This window comes from Micromonospora sp. NPDC047753, from assembly GCF_040642735.1.
Lineage (GTDB): Bacteria > Actinomycetota > Actinomycetes > Mycobacteriales > Micromonosporaceae > Micromonospora.
This window is the reverse complement of sequence record NZ_JBEYSL010000615.1, coordinates 1-3,494: the sequence shown is the minus strand read 5'-3', so window position 1 is coordinate 3,494 and position 3,494 is coordinate 1. Positions and strand designations below refer to the sequence as shown.

Annotated in this window: 3 protein-coding genes; 1 reads left to right on the top strand and 2 read right to left on the bottom strand. The window is 68.8% G+C overall.

Annotated features, from left to right (window positions below; translation table 11 throughout):
• Positions 1-752: endo-1,4-beta-xylanase (locus ABZ749_RS31930; protein ID WP_357234373.1), on the bottom strand; the 752-nt coding region annotated here is incomplete at its 3' end.
• Positions 753-1,203: 451 nt separating this feature from the next.
• Entirely contained in the window at positions 1,204-2,211 is a 1,008-nt protein-coding gene (locus tag ABZ749_RS31925) for a PaaX family transcriptional regulator C-terminal domain-containing protein (RefSeq protein ID WP_357208236.1), read from the bottom strand.
• A gap of 250 nt (positions 2,212-2,461) precedes the next feature.
• Here ABZ749_RS31925 and ABZ749_RS31920 point away from each other — a divergent pair.
• On the top strand, positions 2,462-3,494 hold a 1,033-nt coding region (locus ABZ749_RS31920), incomplete at its 3' end, for a PHB depolymerase family esterase (RefSeq protein ID WP_357234370.1).

Sequence of the window (3,494 nt, the reverse complement as noted above, 5' to 3'; positions counted from 1 at the left end):
CGCTGCAGGTTGGCCTGGTAGTCACCGGCCAGCGAGGTGCCCAGGTGCGACTGGAAACCCACGCAGTCGATCGGCACGCCACGGGACTTGAAGTCCCGCACCATGTTGTAGATGCCCGTCGACTTCGCGTTGACCCCGTCGGTGTTGTAGTCGTTGTAACACAACTTCGCACCCGGATCCGCCGCCCGCGCCGCCCGGAACGCCGCCTCGATCCAGTCGTTGCCGGTGCGCTGCATGTTCGAGTCACGCCGCCCACCCGAACCACCGTCGGCGAACGCTTCGTTCACCACGTCCCAGGCGTAGATCTTCCCCCGGTAGTGCGTGGCGACCTGGGTGACGTGGTTGATCATCGCGTTGCGCAACGCGCTGCCCGACATGCCCTGCGCCCAGCCCGGCTGCTGCGCGTGCCACAACAGGGTGTGACCCCGCACGCTCATGCCGTTGGCCTGCGCGTGACTGACCAGGCGGTCACCACTGGAGTAGGTGAAGGTGCCCTGCTGCGGCTCGGTCGAGCTCCACTTCATCTCGTTCTCGGCCACGACACTGTTGAACTCACGGTTCAAAATCGTCGTGTATGCGCTGGTCGACAGCTTGCCGACGGCGACAGCCGCGCCGAAGTAGCGGCCCTTCTCGGCGGCGGCCGCCTTCAGGGTCGTGCCGGCACCGGATGCGGGGGTCAGCGCCACCGTCATACCGGTGGTGAGGGCGACGGCCATGGTCGCCGCCGCCAGCATCGTTCTCATGGGTTTCATGGCGTTCCTTTTCAGTGGTTGCATCGGTGGTGGTGATGTGCCACTTCGCTCGGAACAGCTGATCGGGGCGGTCCTCCTGGCCGCCCGGCATCAGCACGCACAGTCCGAGAGGGCTGTCGCCGGCGCCTGCCGGGTCCCGAGGTGACGTCCGCATGCCCTTGTGGACGTCCTGATCGGTGGGCCGATCGGTACGGCTCGCCCGGTGAGCCGAGACAGCGATCGTCCTCTATATCGAGAGTGAGCGATAACATGCCGTTCGTCAAGACGTAACGGGCCGTTCACGCCGATCTCCCGGAACGCCGCGTTTCGCCCGGTACCAAACGCCCAGGGCGACAGTGCTCAACCGCCGCGCGACCAGCTGACGAGTCTTACCACCGCGCCACCCGGACCGCTTCAGAGGGCAATCCTGTTATCGCTCACAGTCGCCACCCGACAGCGGCTGCCCAACGGCTCACGAACACCCGGTGGCCGTGGCACTCGCAGACGGCTGCGCCGGATCGGCATCGGCGCGTATGCCGGCGACGAGGTCGGCGGTGGTGTGCGCCTCGATGCCGGGCTGGGCGGCGTCGGCGAACCGCTCGACGACCGCCCGGACGTGTCGTTCGGCGGGTGCGGCGAGGCCGTCGTAGACGGCCTCGAACAGCTCCCGCGCCGGCTGCCTGAGCCACTCCCGTGGAAGGAGTTCCACCGGCAGCTGCGGGTCGAGGACCGGGAAACGTCGGAAGGTGTCCATGACCTCGGTCCGGGCCCGCACCGCCGCGGCACCGTCGACCTGCCCGGACGCCACGGCGGGCAACAGTGGCGTCCAACGACGCAGGAACGCGTCGTAGCTCCGGCTGATCGCCTCGATGTCCCAGGCCTCGATCGGCGCACGGTGAATGGTCGAGGCGAGCGCGGTCTGCCGCCCACGAAACACCGTGACCGCGCCGAGGGTGAGCTGGTCGAGCTGGGCCCGAGCCGCAGGGGTCAACTTCTGCGGCGAGATCCACAGCCCGTCGTACAGCGGCGCGTAACCGAGCCACCGAAGTTGCGCCCGCAGCGCCCGGCGCTGCGTACTGCGGTCCTGCGGCAGCGAGAAGGCGACGATCGTCCAGCTACCGTCCCACCGGCCCGTCGAGGTGGTGGAGGCGAGAATCCAGTGGCCTCCGGCGGAGAGATTGGCGGCGGCTGCGCGGCTGAGCCGGTAGGAGCTGCGTCGCCCCAGCCGACTGCCCTCCAACACGCCACGGCGGGCCAACCGGCTGATCGCGGTCCGCGCTCCGGCCGTCGTCACGCCGGTCTCAGCGAGCAACGCGACGATGGCAGCGGACGGGAGGGCGACCCGGGTCCGCAGCGTGTAGTCGGCCAACAGGGTCACCGCGACGCCCTGGGGTGAGTTGCCGACCTGCCGGCGGGGCAGCCGGAGTGGGTGGTCGCCATCGTCCGGATAGATCTCGTCGATGTCGAAGAGGCTTGCCACAGGCGCTCCGTGCTCCTCGGGGACGGTATGACGACTGTAGACGGACGGGCGCGACCCACCGCAAATAGAGCTTCCTCGATTGACACTTGCTGGTCCGGGGGGAACACTAATTGCCACGCGACGCCATCCGAAGCCGGGCTGGGCGAACCACAGGTAGCGGGCATCGTGCGATCACCGCGGGAGTCGGGCAGACCCGCAACCGGATCGCACGACCAATCCAGCCTGCACAGGCAATCGAAGGAGTCGTGCGGTGAAAATCAGAAGGAAACTGCTACTCACGCTGGCCGCGTCACTGGTCGCGGCCGGCCTGGTGGCCCCCACGGTCGGGCCCGCGTACGCGGCGTCACTGACCGAGGTGACCAGCTTCGGCGACAACCCGGGCCGGATGCGCATGCACGTCTACGTGCCGGACAACCGCCCGGCCCGGCCAGCGGTCGTGGTGGCGATGCACGGCTGCGGCGGGTCCGGCCCCGGTTTCTACTCCGGAAGCGAGTTCGCCAGCCAGGCCGACCGGTACGGATACATCGTGATCTACCCGTCCGCGACCCAGCAGGCCGGCTTCGGCAACTGCTTCGACACCTGGTCGGACGCCGCCAAGCGGCGTGGTGGGGGCAGCGACCCGGTGTCGATCATCAGCATGATCCGGTACGTGCAACAGCAGTATTCGGCCGACCCGGAGCGGGTCTACGCCACCGGCAGCTCATCCGGCGGCATGATGACGAACCACATGCTGGCCCTCTATCCCGACGTGTTCAAGGCCGGCGCCGCCTTCATGGGCGTGCCGTACAACTGCTTCGCCAACGCGGCGGACTACCCGCCCGGCAGCAGCCAGTGCACCGGCGGGAACATGAACCGGACTCCCCAGCAGTGGGGCGACGCGGTGCGCCAGGCGTACCCCGGCTACTCCGGGCCCCGGCCGCGGGTGCAGCTGTGGCACGGCACCAGCGACACGCTCGTGCCGTACTCGCTGCTGCAGGAGACGATCGAGCAGTGGACAAACGTGTTCGGGCTGAGCCAGACACCCACCTCCACCGACACGCCCCAGGCCAACTGGAACCGGCGCCGGTACGCCGACAGCAGCGGCACCGTCCAGGTCGAGGCGTACAGCATCCAGGGTGCCGGGCACAGCCTGCCCTCCGGAGGGATGGCCGCGTCCGCCATCGCGTTCTTCGGACTGACAAACACCACGACACCGCCCCCGACCACCCCGCCGCCCACCACCCCGCCCAGCAGCCACGTGGTGCCGTCGTCGTCGTGGAACAGCGCCGCGTCGAACCCGCGCC